Annotated in this window: 17 protein-coding genes and 1 tRNA gene; 8 read left to right on the top strand and 10 right to left on the bottom strand. The window is 55.5% G+C overall.

Annotated features, from left to right (window positions below):
• The first annotated feature begins 1 nt into the window (after position 1).
• The 3 genes from ACR0E2_RS18015 to ACR0E2_RS18005 all read left to right on the top strand — a co-directional run bounded on the left by ACR0E2_RS18015 (position 2) and on the right by ACR0E2_RS18005 (position 1,289).
• Complete coding sequence (locus tag ACR0E2_RS18015) at positions 2-199, top strand: DUF2783 domain-containing protein (protein ID WP_171120365.1); 198 nt, start codon at positions 2-4, stop codon at positions 197-199.
• An 11-nt stretch (positions 200-210) separates the two neighbouring features.
• Complete coding sequence (maiA, locus tag ACR0E2_RS18010) at positions 211-849, top strand: maleylacetoacetate isomerase (RefSeq protein WP_171120367.1); 639 nt, start codon at positions 211-213, stop codon at positions 847-849.
• Between the two features lie 86 nt (positions 850-935).
• Entirely contained in the window at positions 936-1,289 is a 354-nt protein-coding gene (locus ACR0E2_RS18005) for a DOPA 4,5-dioxygenase family protein (RefSeq protein ID WP_480447425.1), read from the top strand.
• Here the strand turns inward: ACR0E2_RS18005 and ACR0E2_RS18000 are convergent.
• Positions 1,268-2,896, bottom strand: coding sequence for an acyl-CoA synthetase (locus ACR0E2_RS18000; protein ID WP_480447424.1), 1,629 nt, complete (start codon positions 2,894-2,896; stop codon positions 1,268-1,270). The genes ACR0E2_RS18005 and ACR0E2_RS18000 overlap by 22 nt on opposite strands.
• A 221-nt stretch (positions 2,897-3,117) precedes the next feature.
• Between ACR0E2_RS18000 and ACR0E2_RS17995 the strand changes: the two genes are divergently transcribed.
• On the top strand, positions 3,118-4,509 hold the full coding sequence (locus tag ACR0E2_RS17995) for an aminotransferase family protein (RefSeq protein ID WP_480447485.1): 1,392 nt from the start codon (positions 3,118-3,120) through the stop codon (positions 4,507-4,509).
• Between the two features lie 90 nt (positions 4,510-4,599).
• Here ACR0E2_RS17995 and ACR0E2_RS17990 read toward each other — a convergent pair whose 3' ends face one another.
• The 5 genes from ACR0E2_RS17990 to ACR0E2_RS17970 all read right to left on the bottom strand — a co-directional run bounded on the left by ACR0E2_RS17990 (position 4,600) and on the right by ACR0E2_RS17970 (position 8,667).
• Complete coding sequence (locus tag ACR0E2_RS17990) at positions 4,600-5,775, bottom strand: S41 family peptidase (protein WP_480447423.1); 1,176 nt, start codon at positions 5,773-5,775, stop codon at positions 4,600-4,602.
• Between the two features lie 126 nt (positions 5,776-5,901).
• Positions 5,902-6,267 carry a 50S ribosomal protein L20 gene (gene rplT / locus ACR0E2_RS17985; RefSeq protein WP_152457001.1) on the bottom strand — a complete coding sequence of 122 codons (366 nt, stop codon included), beginning with the start codon at positions 6,265-6,267 and terminating at the stop codon, positions 5,902-5,904.
• 14 nt (positions 6,268-6,281) lie between these two features.
• Positions 6,282-6,482 (bottom strand): 50S ribosomal protein L35, encoded by a 201-nt coding sequence (gene rpmI / locus ACR0E2_RS17980; protein ID WP_010443552.1) that lies wholly within the window; start codon positions 6,480-6,482, stop codon positions 6,282-6,284.
• Between the two features lie 183 nt (positions 6,483-6,665).
• A complete protein-coding gene (locus tag ACR0E2_RS17975) occupies positions 6,666-8,216 on the bottom strand; it encodes an alanine/glycine:cation symporter family protein (protein WP_480447422.1) in 1,551 nt (516 codons plus the stop codon).
• 13 nt (positions 8,217-8,229) lie between these two features.
• Positions 8,230-8,667 (bottom strand): universal stress protein, encoded by a 438-nt coding sequence (locus ACR0E2_RS17970; RefSeq protein ID WP_171229185.1) that lies wholly within the window; start codon positions 8,665-8,667, stop codon positions 8,230-8,232.
• A 198-nt stretch (positions 8,668-8,865) separates the two neighbouring features.
• Between ACR0E2_RS17970 and ACR0E2_RS17965 the strand changes: the two genes are divergently transcribed.
• On the top strand, positions 8,866-9,327 hold the full coding sequence (locus ACR0E2_RS17965) for an Lrp/AsnC family transcriptional regulator (protein ID WP_174830357.1): 462 nt from the start codon (positions 8,866-8,868) through the stop codon (positions 9,325-9,327).
• A gap of 12 nt (positions 9,328-9,339) precedes the next feature.
• Here ACR0E2_RS17965 and pyk read toward each other — a convergent pair whose 3' ends face one another.
• Complete coding sequence (gene pyk, locus ACR0E2_RS17960) at positions 9,340-10,785, bottom strand: pyruvate kinase (RefSeq protein ID WP_480447421.1); 1,446 nt, start codon at positions 10,783-10,785, stop codon at positions 9,340-9,342.
• Positions 10,786-10,927: 142 nt separating this feature from the next.
• On the opposite strand from pyk, the gene ACR0E2_RS17955 reads away from it, so the two are divergent.
• The 3 genes from ACR0E2_RS17955 (at position 10,928) to ACR0E2_RS17945 (ending at position 12,394) form a co-directional block, all read left to right on the top strand.
• A complete protein-coding gene (locus ACR0E2_RS17955; RefSeq protein ID WP_480447420.1) occupies positions 10,928-11,665 on the top strand; it encodes an N-formylglutamate amidohydrolase in 738 nt (245 codons plus the stop codon).
• 87 nt (positions 11,666-11,752) lie between these two features.
• Positions 11,753-11,992, top strand: a complete 240-nt coding sequence (locus tag ACR0E2_RS17950) for a DUF6868 family protein (RefSeq protein WP_152456995.1) — start codon at positions 11,753-11,755, stop codon at positions 11,990-11,992.
• Positions 11,993-12,079: 87 nt separating this feature from the next.
• Positions 12,080-12,394 (top strand): DUF1244 domain-containing protein, encoded by a 315-nt coding sequence (locus ACR0E2_RS17945; RefSeq protein ID WP_152456994.1) that lies wholly within the window; start codon positions 12,080-12,082, stop codon positions 12,392-12,394.
• A gap of 127 nt (positions 12,395-12,521) precedes the next feature.
• Here ACR0E2_RS17945 and ACR0E2_RS17940 read toward each other — a convergent pair whose 3' ends face one another.
• From ACR0E2_RS17940 to ACR0E2_RS17930, 3 genes are all read right to left on the bottom strand, one after another.
• Positions 12,522-13,121: a carboxymuconolactone decarboxylase family protein gene (locus ACR0E2_RS17940; RefSeq protein WP_480447419.1), complete on the bottom strand. Its 600-nt coding sequence runs from the start codon at positions 13,119-13,121 to the stop codon at positions 12,522-12,524.
• 368 nt (positions 13,122-13,489) lie between these two features.
• Positions 13,490-16,138 (bottom strand): AsmA family protein, encoded by a 2,649-nt coding sequence (locus ACR0E2_RS17935; protein ID WP_480447418.1) that lies wholly within the window; start codon positions 16,136-16,138, stop codon positions 13,490-13,492.
• A gap of 683 nt (positions 16,139-16,821) precedes the next feature.
• Positions 16,822-16,898, bottom strand: a tRNA-Met gene (locus tag ACR0E2_RS17930).
• Positions 16,899-17,009 lie beyond the last annotated feature (111 nt).

Here is a 17,009-nt window from a genome sequence, read left to right as displayed (position 1 = left end):
GATGTCTGACCTGATCCTATCCCCGAATATCGACGATGCTGACGACTTCTATGCCGAGCTGCTGGCCGCGCATGAAGGGCTTGAAAAAGCCGACAGTGACGCGCTGAACGCCCGACTGGTTCTGGTGCTGGCCAATCACATCGGCGACAAGGCGGTGTTGTCTGACGCTATTCGCGCCGCCACCCTGGCCGACAAGTGACGGATTCGAATGTGAGCAAAACCGTCCTTTATGACTATTGGCGGTCCTCGGCCAGCTATCGGGTGCGGATCGCCCTGAATCTGGCCGGGATCGACTATCGCGCGGTTGTCGTCGACCTGGTGGGCGGCGAACACAAGGGCGATGCACATATCGCGCGAAATCCACAAGGGTTGGTTCCGGTGCTGGATATTGACGGGCAGCGGCTGACGCAGTCTCTGGCCATTCTCGACTATCTGGACAAGACACGTGAATTGAACCTTCTGCCCGACGATGCAGCAGGGCGCGCGCGCGTGCAGGCGCTGGCCTATGCGATTGCGGTGGACATTCACCCTGTTTGCAACCTTTCAGTTGCCCGCCATGCGACCACCCTCAGCAAAGACCCGACCGACATGCCCGGAGAGTGGATGCGGCACTTCATCCGGCCGGGGTTGCAGGCCTTCGAGACCATGTTGGGTGAGTTTGAACAAACCCCCTATTGTGTCGGTTCACAGCCCGGCCTCGCCGACATCTGCCTGATCCCGCAGATCTACAATGCGCGCAGGTGGAAGGTCGACCTGTCGGACATGCCGCGTCTGCTGGGTGTCGAAAAGGCCTGTGCCGATCACCCCGCATTTGTCGCGGCGCATCCTGACAGGCACGCACCCCAATAAGCTTGCACAGGTCCTGTGTGCCGGTGTGCCTAGGCGTTCGTCGCAATCGGACTTAGCTTTGCTTCATCAAAGCAAAAGAGGTTCTGATGCCCGAGATCACCGGATACCACGCCCATGTCTATTTCGACGCCGACACGCAGCACACGGCGCAACAGGTCTGCGAAGAGGCCGCCCGTCTGTTCCCCGTCCGGATGGGACGCATGCATAGCCGCAATGTCGGCCCCCACCCGCGCTGGAGCTGCCAATTGAGCTTTGCGGCTGATGCCTTCGATCAGGTCACTCCGTGGTTGATGCTGAACCGGCGGGGCCTTACCGTTTTCACCCACCCGGAAACCGGCGACCATCTGGCCGATCACCGCGATCGCGCGATTTGGATGGGTGAAATGCTGGATCTGGACCTGTCGATCTTTGACAGGCTTCAGCCCAGCGCCCGCGCCTGATCCCGCAGAACGAATTTCTGCACCTTTCCGGTTGAAGTCTTCGGCAGGGTGCCAAACACCACGGTCTTGGGCGCTTTGAAATGGGCCATGTTGTCCCGACAAAAGGCAATCAGCTCTGCCTCGGTCGCGGTTGTACCGGGCTTCAGCTCGACAAAGGCACAGGGGGTTTCGCCCCATTTCTCGTCTGGCCGGGCCACAACCGCGGCTTCCATGACTGCCGGGTGTTTGTAGAGAATGCCCTCGACCTCGACGGAGGAGATATTCTCGCCGCCTGAAATGATGATGTCCTTGGACCGGTCTTTGAGCGCGATATAGCCATCCGGATGCATGACGCCCAAATCGCCGGATGCGAACCAGCCGCCCTTGAAGGCCCCATCGGTGGCATCAGGGTTCTTGAGATACCCTTTCATCACCACGTTGCCCTGCATAAAGATCTCGCCCATGGTTTCACCATCCGCAGGCACGGGCTCCATCGTTTCGGGATCGGCCACCATCAGGCCAGACAGTGCCGTATACCGCACGCCCTGCCTTACTTTCAGGGCAGCACGATCTTCGGGTCCCTTGTCGTTCCATTCATCCTTCCAGGCACAAACGACCGAGGGCCCGTAAGTCTCGGTCAGGCCGTAAACGTGCGTGACCTCGACCCCCATCGCCTCCATCGCTTCGATCACGGCGGCCGGCGGCGGAGCGCCCGCGGTCATAACCTTGATCTGATGGTCAAAGTCTTTCAGTTCATCCGGCGCGTGGGCCAGCATGTTCAAAACGATGGGAGCACCGCAGAAATGGGTGACCTTCTCATCACGGAATGCCGCATAGATCGGCTCGGCACGCACGGCGCGCAGACAGACGGACACGCCCGCATTGGCGGCCATGGCCCAAGGGAAGCACCAGCCGTTGCAGTGAAACATCGGCAAGGTCCACAGATAGATCGAATGCTTGGGCATATCCCAGTCCAGCAAATCCGATTGAGCATTCAGCGTGGCGCCGCGGTGGTGATAAACCACGCCCTTTGGATTGCCCGTTGTGCCGGACGTATAGTTCAGCGTGATCGCGTCCCATTCATCCTCGGGCAGTGACCACTCAAATTCCGGGTCGCCCTCTGATATCAGGGCGTCATAGGTCAGACTGCCAAGCCTTTCACCGCCTTCAAAGCTGGGATCCTCGATGTCGATTACCAGAATATCATGATCAACCTGCTCCAGCGCCTCTTTCACGACGCCGGAAAACTCGGGGTCAACCAACAAGACCTTGGCTTGGGCGTGGTTCAGGATGAAAGCGACTATCGGAGCATCCAGACGCGTGTTGATGGCGTTCAAAACGGCGCCCGCCATGGGCACACCAAAATGCGCTTCGTACATCTCGGGGATGTTTGCGGCGATAATTGAAACGGTATCACCCTTTCCGATACCCCGCGCATTCAGGGCCCCCGCCAGCCGGCGGCACCGGGCATAGGTTTCAGCCCAAGTATACCGCCGCTCACCATAAACGACCGACGGGTAATCGGGATAAACCTGCGCTGTGCGCTCAATGAACGAGAGGGGCGACAAGGGTGTGTAATTCGCCCGGCATTTGTCCAAATGACGCTCATAGATATTGGTCGCTGCCAACTGCTGATCCTCCCTGCACTCGGTTTGCGCGACTTGAGCATAAACTTGGTGCTCTGACAAATCCGTAGTATTACGGTACCCTTATTGACTGGCAATACGGGATGGTGCGATCTGGCCCTACTTAGATCCGGCCATTCGCGGTGATCTGAAGCATCTTAAACATATGCCGGGGCACGCCATTTCCGCACCCCGTGCACCGCACCTCACTGAAAGGACTTGTCATGGACGGCACGTTCAACGAAAACGATCTTTCCCGCGTGGTCGAAGCCGACCGCGCCCATATCTGGCATCATCTGATCCAGCACAAACCCTTTGAAACCAATGACCCCCGCATCATTGTCGAAGGCAAGGGCATGCGCGTCTGGGACCAGAAAGGCAAAGAGCATCTGGATGCGGTTTCCGGCGGCGTCTGGACTGTCAACGTCGGCTATGGCCGCGAATCGATCTGCAAGGCCGTTTACGACCAGCTGATGAAGCTGTGCTATTTCGCCAATTCGGCCGGCTCGATCCCCGGCGCGATCTTTGCCGAGCAACTGATCGACAAGATGCCCGGCATGAGCCGCGTGTACTACACCAACTCGGGCTCTGAAGCGAACGAGAAGGCGTTCAAGATGGTGCGCCAGATCGCGCACAAGAAATACGGCGGCAAGAAGACCAAGATCCTGTATCGTGACCGCGATTATCACGGCTCAACTCTGGCGACGATGTCGGCAGGCGGTCAGGACGAGCGCACCGCACAATACGGCCCCTTTGCGCCTGATTTCGTGCGCGTGCCCCACTGCATGGAATACCGCAAGCACGAACTGGACGGTGCCCCCGAAGAGAACTTTGGCGAATGGGCCGCAGATCAGATCGAACAGGTCATCCTGCGCGAAGGCCCCGACACCGTTGGCGCACTGTGCCTCGAGCCGGTGACCGCAGGTGGCGGCGTGATCGAAGCGCCCGAAGGATACTGGCCGCGCGTGCAGGAGATCTGCAAGAAATACGACGTGCTGCTGCATATCGACGAAGTTGTCTGCGGCGTGGGCCGCACCGGCACATGGTTCGGTTATCAGCAATACGGCATCAAGCCGGATTTCGTGACCATGGCCAAGGGCGTCGCCTCGGGCTATGCCGCAATTGCCTGCATGGTCACCACCGAGGAAGTCTTTGACATGTTCAAGGATGATGCTTCGGACCCGATGAGCTATTTCCGCGACATCTCGACCTTTGGTGGCTGCACTGCCGGTCCGGCGGCTGCGATCGAAAACATGCGCATTATCGAGGATGAAAACCTGCTGGGCAATTGCGCGACCATGGGTGACCGCATGATGGGCAACCTTCAGGCGCTGATGGAAAAACACAAGGTCATTGGCGACGTGCGCGGCAAGGGCCTGTTCCTGGGTGCCGAGCTGGTCGCAGACCGTACCAGCAAAGAGCCTGTGGACGAGAAACTGGCACAGGCGGTTGTGGCCGACTGTATGAACCAGGGCGTGATCATCGGTGTCACAAACCGCTCGATCCCAAGCCGCAACAACACGCTGTGCTTCTCGCCTGCCCTGATCGCAACGGCCGATGACATTGACCAGATCACCGACGCGGTCGATGGCGCGCTGGGGCGTGTGTTCGGGTAAGTTCCCTCAATGAATTTACGAAAACCGGCGCTGAATGCGCCGGTTTTTTTGCGTTCGCGTGGCATCTACGCGGGCTTTCCTGCCATTCGTCTAATTTCTCAGACTTCTGAGAATTCGTTGATAGAACGCGCCGTGTGTATCTTCAGCGGTAGGTTCGGTGATCAATTCCCAATCCAAATCCAGTGTTCCAGCCGGAACTAGTTGCCGCGCGATCTCGGCTGGTGTGGTTTCATCGCTGGTTCCGTTCTCCCAATCGTGAAAAGCCGATGAGTATCGAACGACCGCCCCGCTGGTGGGCAAATCGAGCGAACCTCCCTCGGCAAAAAACATCAACCCGTCACCCATTTCCTCCCCTACGAGCTTGAGCCTAGGTCCCAATCGATGTTTGAGGATGGCGACAAAAACTATCGCAGCCGAAAACGTGAATTTATCGACAAGCACAACAACCTGCCTGCTTGCGTTTTCAGAGATGGCGTCGATCAAGGGCATCGTTTTGAGAAAGTCGCCACCGGTGTTTCCACGAATGTCAATCAAGAGCGTTTTTTCCGAGCAAACGCTTACTTGTTCTGCTGCACCTGAGATGGCTTTCGGCAGCGCACCTTCTCCTGAATCGAGAAAACTGGGCAACAGTATCGAAAGCCCAAGTCCCCGCCAGCCCTTAGTCTCCACAAGTCTCTCGGGTGTCCAAGCCGGATCGGCCCGGCCATGCTCGTTTCTCGGGTAGAGCGTTGATGCAGGAACCGTATGACCGTTTTCCACTTTGAATTCGGATATCTGACCGTTCTCGTCTTGCACGCGATACTCGGTCGTTTCGTCTTTTGAGGAAAAACCGAGACGAGCCAAAGCATAGGGCCACACGAGTATAATCGATCCGATTACCCGTTTCCTTTGGCGCGTTCCTGCCAGAAATGTTTCTGAGGCGGCTTCGATTTGACTTAACGGTGTGCCGTTGACTGCAACCAGCTTTCCTCTGGGCGCCGTTGTTTCTGGTGCCGTACCAACTAACTGGATGGCAGTTCCGATGCTCACGAATCTCAGCGGGAGCACCGAGATGGCATCATTTGGAATCAGCCGTGTGTGCCCGTTGTCGGGAAGTGCCAGTAGGCGCATTGTTGAAAACAGAAAGGCCTCTTTTAGACCTTCTGAAGCGTATCTTCGGGCATCACTAATGCAACTGTCTATCGCCGTCTGTTCGATCCGCCGAAAGCTGGGATCGCGTGGCAAGGCAGTTTCTAAAACTTGCTCAAAGTCTTGTACCAGCGACATAGTTTAAGGTGCGCACGACTGCTGGACGATGTCCAGAGTGTGCTTAACACCGACGTCCAATCTATGGAAAACAAAAAAGCCGCCCCAAATGGGACGGCCTTTCTTTCACTGTCACTCAAAAGAGGATCAGGCGGTCAGAGCTGCCTGAGCTTTGGCGACGATCGCGCCGAACGCTTCCGGTTCGTGCACGGCCAGGTCGGCCAGAACTTTGCGGTCCACTTCGATACCGGCCAGGTTCAGGCCGTTGATGAAGCGGGAATATGTCAGTGCCTCGTCATGCGAACGCACAGCAGCGTTGATACGCTGGATCCACAGCGCGCGGAAGTTGCGCTTGCGGTTCTTGCGGTCGCGGGTTGCATACTGGTTGGCCTTGTCGACGGCCTGACGGGCAACCTTGAAGGTGCTCTTGCGGCGGCCATAGTAACCTTTGGCGGCCTTGATGACCTTCTTGTGACGGGCGTGAGTTACGGTTCCACCTTTAACGCGGGACATCTCTTAATCTCCTCTTAGCGGTCGTAGGGCATGTAGCCCTTGACGATCTTGGCGTCGGGGGCGGACAGGGTGGTGTTGCCACGGGCGTCGCGGATGAATTTCTTGGTCCGCTTGATCATGCCGTGCCGTTTGCCGGCCTGGCCAGCAAGGACCTTACCGGTCGCAGTCACCTTGAAGCGCTTTTTGGCGCTCGACTTGGTCTTCATCTTAGGCATTTCCGTCTCCTTTTTCGGGTTCGGTTCCAGACGCGACTCGGCATGCCATCTCGGCCGGTCACGCGATCAGAAGCGCCGTTTACGCAAGTTCGGTCATACTGGCAAGAGGGTTTGGATCAGAATCTGCGCTTTTTGCCGGCTGATCGGGCACTGGGGCGACATAGGCCGCCCCAGTGATTGGGTTTAGTGTTCGAATTTCCGGATTTCACCGGTTTTCAGGCGCTCGGAATACGAGGCCAGCTCCTGACGCACCACTTTCATCAGGAAGTAGAGCGCAAAGACGTTGACCACCGCCATCGCAAAGATCGCCGCATCCGAGAAGTCGATGACCGGGCCAAGGTTGGCTGCGGCACCGATGACGACGAAGATGCAGAAGATGATCTTGAACACCAGCTCTTTGGTGTGGCCCTCACCGAACAGGTAGGTCCAGGCCTTGAGGCCATAGTAGGACCAGCTGATCATGGTCGAGAAGGCAAACAGGATCACCGCAACCGCCAGAATATACGGGAAGAAACCGAACGCGCTGCCGAAGGCGGCAGAGGTCAGGCTGACACCCGAGTTGCCGTCAACAGTGGCAATCGCCGTGCCGGCCTCATTCAGCATGTAGTTGCCGGTTTCGGGATCGATGATCAATTGCTGGGTGATGATGATGACCAGAGCGGTCATTGTGCAGATCACCACGGTGTCGATGAACGGTTCCAGCAAGGAAACGAAGCCTTCCGTGATCGGTTCCTTGGTCCGTACTGCCGAGTGCGCAATCGCTGCCGAGCCAACACCCGCTTCGTTCGAAAACGCCGCACGTTTGAAGCCCTGGATCAGCGCCCCGACCATACCGCCTGCAACACCCAGACCGGTGAAGGCGCCGGCGAAGATCTGACCAAAGGCCCAGCCGATCATATCCGCATTCATCAAGATGATGACCAGAGCGGTCAGAACGTAGAGAATGCCCATGAACGGTACCACCTTCTCGGTCACCCGTGCGATAGACTTCAGGCCGCCAACGATGACCATGAAAACAACCGCTGCGAAGACCAGCCCGGTAATCCAGCCCGGATAGTCACCCACGATTCCCGCGATCTGCTGATGCGCCTGATTGGCCTGGAACATGTTGCCCCCACCCAGCGCGCCAAGGATACAGAAGATCGAGAACAAAACCGCCAGGATCTTGCCACCCGGCAAGCCCAGTTCGTTGAACCCTTTGGACATATAGTACATCGGGCCACCCGAAACGGTGCCATCTTCGTACTCGTTGCGGTACTTCACGCCCAGCGTACATTCGGTGAATTTCGACGCCATCCCCAGAAGACCCGCCAGGATCATCCAGAAGGTTGCGCCCGGTCCGCCGATGCCGACGGCAACAGCAACACCCGCGATATTCCCCAGACCGACTGTACCGGAAAGCGCAGTGGCCAGAGCCTGAAAATGGCTGACCTCGCCCGCATCATTGGGGTCGGAATAGTCACCTTTGACAAGACTGATTGCGTGGCCAAAAAACCGCATCTGCACAAAAGCAAAATACAGCGTGAAGACCGTCGCAGCGATCACCAGCCACATTACGATCCATGGGAAACTGGTCCCGGGGAATGGCGCGAAGATGAAGCTGACGAATGGACCGGTCAGATTAGCGAAAGTCTGGTTGATTTTTTCATCAAGCCCCGGAGCTTCTTGCGCAAAGGCAGGGTTGGCGACAATAGCGGCTGCCATTGAGGCGCCGAGTTGTTTAAGCATTCTCATTTTGTCCCTCCCTTCAGTTCACAACCGTGACCGGAACATCGGCATGCATCACAAGGTTCTGGGTCGAGCTGCCGAAGATACGTTTCTTGATCCCGTCCGCCGAAGACCGGCCGACAACGATCTGCGAGCCGCCCATTTCCATTGTAATGGCGTTCAAGGTCTCGGCCACGTCGCCGTGGCGAACAACACCCTGCGCTTCAAAACCAGCCTCTCTGAGGGCCTCAACGGCAGGTGTCACGATCCGCGACGTTGCCAGATCAACCTCTTCTTCCCGTCTTTTGTGACGCTGTGCGTTTTCTTCCGGTGTCTGAAAGGTGTAAGGGGACCATTCGATCACATAAGCGACCACCAGTTCACACGACCCGATCAACTTTGCCAAATCCTTGGCAAAGGCAATCACGCGCTCACCGGTCTCTGTCCCGTCGAGTCCTATGACAATCTTTGTTGTCATGTCGTTCCTCCATTATTTTTCGTTTGGCCGAGGCCCGTGCCCCCGGCAGGGCAGCCGGAACTTGGAACTTTCAATAAGACCGCCCTTTGGTAAGTATCAGGAATTTTCACTAGGAATTGGGGATTTTTTTGGTCTATATTCAGTGGAAATTGTCGTTTTGCACTAAAATAACAGGAAGTTTTACTGATTAGTAGAGAATTGGACAATATCGATCAACGCATCCTGCACGAGCTTGAGGCCAATGGCCGGCTCTCAATAGTTGAGCTTGCGGCGCGCGTAAACCTTACAAACACGCCCTGTTCCGAACGTGTGAAACGGCTGGAAAAGAACGGCTATATCAAGGGCTACAGCGCCATCGTCGACAAAGAGAGAATGGGGCTTGCCCTTCTGACCGTCGTGCAGGTATCGCTGACCGCTACGGCCGAGCAATCCCTGGAAAAATTCAACGAGGCCGTACGGGATGTGCCGGAAATCGAAAGCTGCCTGATGGTGGCAGGGTCGTTCGATTATCTTCTGACTGTCCGCACCCGCGATATCGCGCATTTCCGGATGATACTGGGTGAGAAAATCAACAAGCTGCCCGGAATTCACCAAACCAGCTCATTCACGGTCATGGAGGCCGTGAAAGAGCCTGTTGGCCAACGGGTGTCCGGGCCTTGATACCCGTTCCGGTTATTCGGGATCCGTGCTGTAGATCAGTCGCTCGTCACAGGGTGCCACGCGCAGAATGTTGGTGGTACCCGGTACGTTGAACGGCACCCCGGCGGTGACAACGATCTGGTCGGTTTCAGTTGCAAAGCCCCCTGCCCTTGCGGCGCGCGCTGCGTTTACAACCGCGCTTTTGAACCGTTCAAGCTCGGGCGTCATGACGCAATTGCAACCCCAGCTCAGGCAGAGTCTGCGCGCCGTTCCCATCAGCGACGTCATCGCGATAATCGGAACACCGGGACGTTCGCGCGCGGTCAATGCGGCTGTCGTGCCACTTTGCGTAAAGCAGCAGATCGCCTTGATATCGGTTTTCTCGGCTATTTCACGCGCGGCGGCAACAATCCCGTCCGCAACGGTGGTTCCCTTGGCGGTACGCGACGCCGCGATGATCTGCGTATATGTCGGGTCGGCTTCGACTTCGATTGCAACCTTGTTCATCGTCTGCACCGCTTCGATCGGATAGGCACCGGCTGCCGATTCCGCGCTGAGCATGATGGCATCAGTGCCTTCGTAGATCGCCGTCGCAACGTCCGACACTTCGGCACGGGTCGGCATCGGGCTTTCGATCATGCTTTCCAGCATCTGTGTGGCGACGATGACGGGCTTGGCTGCCCCGCGGCATTTACGGACCAGTCGTTTCTGGATCGGAGGCACGGCAGAAACAGGCAGTTCCACGCCCAGGTCGCCGCGTGCCACCATGATCCCGTCCGACGCATCAAGGATGTCGTCAAACGCCTCAACTGCGGCAGGTTTTTCAATCTTGGACAGGATCGCCGCGCGACCATCCGCAAGCGCACGAGCCTCGAAAACGTCCTTGGCGCGCTGCACGAAGCTCAGCGCCAACCAGTCCACACCCAGTTGGCAGACAAATTCCAGATCCTCTCGGTCCTTGGCCGACAAAGCCGCCAGCGGCAGTACCACATCAGGAACGTTGACGCCCTTGCGGTTCGAGATCGTGCCACCCACCTCGACCGTACAATTTGCAAAAGCCTGCCCGCAGTCCTGAACGATCAGTCGGATCTTGCCGTCATTCACCAGCAGGCGGGCGCCCGGCTCAAGCGCCGCGAAAATCTCGGGATGCGGCAGGCAGACCCGGTTGATGTCGCCCGCAGCAGGGTCGAGGTCGAGACGGAAGGACGCACCTTCTTCCAGCTCCTCTGCCTCATTGGCAAAGACACCAACGCGCAGCTTGGGTCCCTGAAGGTCGGCCAGAATGGCAATCGGGCTGTCCAGATCCTTTTCCACCTGCCGAATGATCTTGTGCCGTTCGCGGATCTCATCATGGCTGCCATGGCTCATGTTCAGACGAAAGACATCCGCGCCAGCCTCGTGCAGGGCACTAATCGTGTCATAGTCATTTGACGCTGGCCCCAGCGTCGCCACGATTTTCACATTTCTCAGGCGTCGCATTGGCATAGACCTCCTTACGTCATCTCAAGTTTGCAGATCAGCTTCCGCAAAATGTTACCGCAAACATCATCTCGATGCTTATTGCGCAATTCCCTTTTCAAAGCAACTGCCCTACACCAGCGGCAAACAAGATGACAGGCTGATGACATACACTCCATTTTTCGTCCACGGTGCGGATCGCCCGTCTCGCTGGCTGATTACATGCGACCATGCAACCAATACTGTTCCCCCTGACGTAAATGGCGGCGATCTCGGTCTGCCGCGCGAGGATATGGAACGCCACATCGCCTATGATGTCGGCGCGTATGAGGTGTCGAAACACTTGGGTGAGATCCTGAACGCGCCGGTGATTGCCGCCAACTTCTCGCGGTTGGTCATCGACCCGAACCGGGGTGAAGACGATCCCACGCTGTTGATGAAGCTCTATGACGGGTCAATCATCCCCGGAAATCGCCACGCAGATGAAGACGAGCGCGAACGTCGCCTGAATATGTGCTACCGCCCCTACCACGAGGCACTGGCACAAATGGCGGCCCTGCCCCATGCTGTGATCGTTTCGATGCATTCCTTCACCCGCCAACTGCGCGGTCGTGAGCCGCGCCCATGGCACATTGGCGTGCTGCACACCTCGGACGAGCGGTTCTCTGGCCCGCTGATCGAAAGGCTTCAGGCCGAGGATGATCTGTGCGTTGGCGTCAACGAGCCGTATACCGGAGTTCTGCCAGGGGATGCGATTGACAAACACTGTACCGCGTTTGGACGCCCCAACGCACTGATCGAGCTGCGCAACGACTTGATCGCAGACCATGCGGGGCAAAGGGAATGGGCCGAGCGATTGGCGGTGATCCTGCAAGATGCATTGGAAGCCAGCGACCTTTGACCGCAAGTCCTGCGCGTACTTTACCCTGCGTCACGCTGTTGTTAGCACGGCCTTCATGTCCCATATCAACTGGGAAAGGGGGTCATCATGACACAAGAGTTTTTGACGACGTTTTTTGGTTGGATGGCCGTGCTCAATATCGCGGTGCTTCTGTTTACCACCCTGATGGTTCTGCTTTTGCAGGATTGGATTGCCGACATTCACGGCAGGATGTTTCGGATGGAACGCCCGGATGTGAAACGCGCCTATTTCAGGTATCTTGCGAACTACAAAATCCTGACGCTGGTTTTCTGCATCGTGCCTTGGCTAGCATTGAAATTGATGTGAAAAGGCGCTTCGGCACGTCCGTTTCTTGTAACGGGTCCACTGGATTGTTAGGTCAGAAGCAACTCATTCGCCATCCGGAGCCAGATCATGGACAAGCAAACCGAAATTGAACTTCAGGCTGCTGCATTTCGCCGGTTGCAAAAGCACCTGATGGAAGACCGCACGGACGTTCAGAACATCGACATGATGAACCTCGCCGGGTTTTGTCGCAACTGCCTGTCGCGCTGGTATCAGGAAGCGGCAAACGAAAAGGGAATCGAACTGGGCAAGGATGAAGCCCGCGAGATTTTCTACGGCATGACGATGGATGAATGGAAATCGAAATATCAAACCGAGGCCAGCCCCGAGAAACAGGCCGCCTTCAAGGTTGCGTTCGAAGAAAACGTCGGCACGAAAGACTGACAACGCAGAGCTCAAAAAGGCCCGCCGATCCGGCGGGCCTGTTGATTTGGATTACCGTTTCAAGCTGTTGTGCCACGCCCGCCATACGCTTTTGCGAGGCCCCTGGCCCAGACCGACAGATCAGAAGTCATGCGAAAAGCCCGTTTGCCTTGCCAAAATCAAGGTAGCACCATTTGCTACGCAGGTTGTCGAGCACGTCATCATCGACGGATTTTGTATCTGAATGATACTCGGTAATTCCGGTGCCCTCCAACACACGATTCATCAAGTTGAACAAACCACAAACTTGTATAGCGTCAAACAGCGCATTCTCGGACCAACCGGCATCGTAGACTGCTTTTGCATCGGCTTCAGTCATGCGGGAGGGGCTGGTTGTTAGTTTTCCGGAATAAGCCAGAATGGGTTTTAGACTGTCGTCGATATCCGCGCTTTCAAGATCATCCATCAAGTCCTCGATGGTGCTGACATCAATGCCGAAAGCCTTGGCATGCACGGTGTGCGCGCCATGAAAAAAAGCGCAGGCGTTCAATCCGGAGACATAGGCTGCAATGATCTCTCGTTCCGCGATGCTGAGTTCACTGTCGCCCCGCATGACACGATTTTGGTACTCTGCCAGAGGTCCAAGTTTCTCCGGGAAAGCGCGATAGACGTGGCCCAGATTCGCGTCTTCGGGCATGGACGGAAACAGGTTTTTCATTTCAACCTCGCGAAAATCAGTATCTTGCATCCTAGCTGGGCTCCGGGCTTTCGCAAACAAGCAACCTTTTGCATGTCGCAAGGCGGCATGGGGTAGTTGGTGTTATCCCCGAGTATTGCAGTCAATTGCCGCGTTGCACGGTGTCAGAGTGCGCAAACTGTTGGCTAGCTTTAGGCATGCATGGAGTGCCTGGACCTGTTTTGGAAGCTGTGGAAGCCTGTGACTGATGATCCAGCCATTGCCGCAAACACGGGGGTTCCGGGTGACCACAAGACATTGAACATCTAGCGTGGTTTGGCCTTCAATCAACGCTCCTTGCCCAAAACAGACATCTTTAGCAGTCACATTACGATCCTTCACGAACTCTGGGTTCGGGCAGGTACCGAGCCGCTCGCCCACTATTGGAGCTGCAAAATATCCGGAACACAGAGTTTTCTTTTGGCCGGCATTTTATCCGCACCATCAGATCGTTTCAGCCTTTTCGGCCCATCCTTGACCTTGACGTTCGGCTTGGACAATGGACCCCTCAAAGTCACTGGCCAGGGGCTTTTTGAAAGGGGTTCGCCAATCTTTCGGGGTTGCAGGTTCAAATCCAGAGATTTTCCCGCCACATTAACATCGCCAAAGACAACAACCTGGACATGATCTGTTTCCAGGGTGGTTTGTTTTGTCGAAAAATTTCCATTTGAAATATTGATCGGCGCGCGCAAGCATACGATTGGCGCAACCTTTTGTTTTTCTTTTGTAAATACCCAAGGCAAGACCCCAAGGCCCGCCAGATCCAGAAGCTGCGTTTCGATCGAGCCGTCCCGCATTGAAACTGTGGCGCTGCCATTCATGGTGTTGGCAAAGTGTTTTGGTGAATCAGTTCCGCCGGTCACCGAAAAATCAGCATAGATCGTACCGCTGGCGCCCTTTTTGAAGTTCAGATTGTGGAGGATGTCATCCAGCTGCCAGCCGCCCGCCTTGCCGGTCAAAGTAAGCAGATGCGCGTCATTCGACAGATCCATTTGCCCGCTGACGTCGAAATGGGCGCCTCCGTATTCAAACTTCAACGGCCCGGCCTTAAGCTCTTCTTCGTTGAGAGTCAGATCACTCTGCAAACTGCTTATGCCTCTGGCGCCTTCGATATGCCGAAGATCAATATCAACATCCATATCCATACCGGACAAGAGAATTGAACGGCCGATAGGTTCAAGCGTCACATCTCTCAGCGGACCGGTAGCACTGTCTTCTTGATCGGCATCTTCCTCGTCTGCCTCTGAACCGCCTAACTTCCTCAACTGTGCGACGGCCTGAATGATGGTACGGATCTGATCTACCTTGATCAGCTCACTTTCAATAGTACCCCGCAATACAGGGGCACTTGTTGCATCATCAAGATCGGCCACGATTTGCAGGACAGAGTCGGCTACCTCGACAGCAGCATTTGCGTTCCAATCAGTGCCCTGGCTGACAAGCCCGATTTCAAACCGCGCAGGACCGGTTTCGACACGTTCAAGTGACAGCGCCTCCAACAGATCCGCCCCGGATGGGACATCGACATCAATTGCAAGATCCAGATCCTCGAATTTGAGCACGTTCTTGACCTTGCCATGCACCTCGAGATTCCAGACTTCCGTTTCGCTTGTCTGGCCATCCAGATTCGTTAGAGACAGCTGATTGATGCCGCCGTTCAAATGAAAGTTGCCGGAAAACCTGCCAAGCTGGTCGTCCGGCCCCAACAACTCTGGAGAGATCAGACTGCTTGCCGGAATATCCATCAGACCTTCAGCTGATATGCCTTGCAACCTCAGCGCATCATCGACCGATCCGTTCAAAATGACAAACGGATCAGCGGGGTTCCCAATTCTCAGGTTGATGCTTCCAACACGCAAGGCGCCTTCGGGTGTTCTGGATAGCTCGGAAAACTTGATTGGAGGCGGGCCTTCGCCCGAGGTGTCCAATGTGAACCCGTTGGTTTTGATAACCATTTGTCGCTGAGGAACCTGCCCAGGAACACTGTCCATTACCATATCAACCGCAACAAGTTTAAGATCATATCGTGATGCGGCGGAGGCTGGTTCAGCATTTTCCGGGTACAACCGAATACGTGTTGTCAGCGATACATCTTCGGGGTTTCCCAATTCCCCGATTTGCCCGTTCAGCGAGAGGCTTTGACCACCATCCAACTCCGCCAGCACGGCCAGATCATCGATCCGGGAAGTGCCGTTGGCCGTTTGGAACGTGGCGCCAATACGCCCAGAGCCTTCCAATACTCGATCTAGTTTCAGGATGCCGAGAAGCTGACCAAGTTCCACAATCTCTATCGTCGTCCTCACCTCAAGCCCGGCTTCCGTAGGGACTTCTTCGGCAAGAATAGAGACTTGTTCAAAAACCGCTGTTATCCGAAACGGGTCTTCCGCTGGAAACGTTCCGCTGAGCTCAAACCTCTCGCCGTTCAGCGAACCTTCCCCAGCCGCAGAGGCCGTGTTGGTTTGATCGTCACGCTTCAAAAGCAGTTCAGGAAGCTGCAGATTCAGTTCAAGCCCATTCAATTCATTCTGATAAAAAATGGTGATGTCGGTCAGGTCAACTGTGCGGTCCGACAGAATTCCGGCGACCGGTAGCGTCGGAGGTTTTGCGGTTTGCGAAGCTGCTGCATTCGGTTGAGAAACAGAGCGCCAATTTCCAACGCCATCCTTGTCAGTGATCAGGTTCAGGTGAAGACCCGAGACAGAGAGGCCACTTAGAGAAAGCTTATTGTTCCAGAGGTCACGCGCGGAAACCTCGAATTCAAGTTTGTCGATTGCCGCCAGCTTCGCATCTGCTTCCGGCGCCCCGGGTAGTACCAACCCCGCCGCTGATATCTGCAACTGCCGACCCAGACCGAGACGCACTTCATCTTCTATTCTGACATCCTGACCAAGTTTCTTACTGATCAGGCTCTCAACAAAAGTGGCCCTGACAGAAGAAAACAACGCGGAGGACAGGAATAGCCAGGTCGCAAAGACAGAAACAAGCGCAACAGCGCAACAAATGAAAACACCTTTGGCAACGTATCTCACGCTTCTCTCCCAAGGTTCCAAGTCATCTTGAGCATCCTCATCAGACTGGTCCAAGTTGATTGTTAGTGCATCATCGGCCTGTAATCCATTGAGATGATGGATTTAGGTGCACTAAAGCGATAACCACATTGGCTGAGTGAGCAGTTTTTTGTTGCGATGTCTTCTCGATAGTTCAATCGGTGTTCATGCGGCGAGCGGGTCGTAAATGACTTCGCCGTTTGAGCGGGTCACATTTAAAAGAAGCGAAGAGTTGTCATCCTCAGCAATATCGTCGGAAGCGCCGATCTATCCGCAGTGTCGACATGCTTGTTGTCGGCTCCAAACCAAAAAGCCAATGGAAATCGGTACGCGAGCGTCTTTAACGTTAATATCACTCAGTATGGTGTTAAATCATGGATTAAGAGCATTTATCCAAATCTAATAGATAAGATTTGGCCCTTAGGAATCGTTTTATGCGTCTTTTGTGTCTGTGAGTTTCGTTTTGCGAGGCTGTCGCGGAGAAGCCATTGATCCATTGGATCAGTTGGATTGATTTTGGTTTGAGGGTTTGTTTTGGGAATTGCGACGCAGGTTACGGGAGTAGGATTTGAACCTCTGACCTTCAGGTTATGAGCCTAACGAGGTTTGATCGTTTAGCAAACAGTCCAGTGGACTGTTTGTAGATCGAACGGGCTGCTGGAAGTTGGTTGCGGGGAGAGGATTTGAACCTCTGACCTTCAGGTTATGAGCCTGACGAGCTACCGGACTGCTCCACCCCGCGCCAGTGTCAGTTATTGTGTCATCGTGTTAGAGAGATGTGGGCTTTTACTAGGTTTGGCGGTGACCTACTCTCCCGGGGCTTAAGCCCAAGTACCATTGGCGCGGCAGTGCT

The sequence above is a fragment of the Ruegeria sp. A4 genome (assembly GCF_056543025.1).
Note: the sequence above shows the minus strand (reverse complement) of the source record. Positions and strands in the feature narration are given on the sequence as shown.